The organism is Arthrobacter sp. JCM 19049, assembly GCF_001310435.1.
The window spans coordinates 1-871 of record NZ_BAXF01000730.1 but is presented as its reverse complement, the minus strand read 5'-3'; the positions used below and the strand labels follow the sequence as shown (position 1 = coordinate 871).

The 871-nt window shown below is 68.2% G+C and carries 1 pseudogene; it reads right to left on the bottom strand.

Features of this window, described 5'->3' with window-relative positions:
• Window positions 1-651: pseudogene (locus JCM19049_RS15835) on the bottom strand (acetyl-CoA C-acyltransferase); the annotation flags it as partial.
• Window positions 652-871 lie beyond the last annotated feature (220 nt).

Here is an 871-nt window from a genome sequence, read left to right as displayed (position 1 = left end):
ATCGGCGGTGTTCAGCTGCCAGCCTTCCCCGGGGCGGCGGGAGGCCACCGGCACCAGGTCCGGCTGGATCTGGCCGGACTCATAGGCGGCGGCCAGCTTGGACTGGCTGGCCACGGCGTAGCGGTCGGCGCGTTCCTTGGTGATGGCCGGGAAGCGGTCGTGCAGGTTCTCTGCGGTGTTGCCCATGTTCAGCGCCTGCGGGTCCACGATCTTCTCGGCCAGGAAGCGCGGGTTCGGGTCGGCCCCGGCCCCCATCGGGTGGTTGCCCATGTGTTCCACGCCGCCGGCGATCACCACGTCGTAGGCGCCGAAGGCGATGCCCCCGGCGGTGCTGGTCACCGCGGTCATCGCCCCGGCGCACATGCGGTCGATGGCGTAGCCGGGCACGGACTTGGGCAGTCCGGAGAGCAGTCCGACGGTGCGTCCGATCGTCAGGCCCTGGTCGCCGGTCTGGGTGGTGGCGGCCATGGCCACCTCGTCGACCTTCTCGGCCGGGACGTTGGGGTTGCGGCGCAGCAGTTCGCGCACCGTCTTCACGGCCAGGTCATCGGCGCGCATGCCATGGTAGATGCCCTTTTCGCCGGCTTTGCCGAAGGGTGTGCGCACTCCGTCGATGAAGACGACGTCGCGGTCGTCGAGGGCTGCGTGCACTGTCGGATCGTTAGCACTCACCGTGTGGCTCCTTGTTGTGGTCGGTCGAATCCGAGGTCTCGGAAGATCGGAGGGGTTCTGTGACCCACAACATATGTTACTTAGCGGTAACTTGAAGTGCAAGTGCGCTGCATCACGCGCCGCGCGGGGCGAGGCAGCCGCCCCGGCGGGACGGATACAACTAACGGCCGCACCCCTTTTCCCGGGCCCCGGGAGCAAG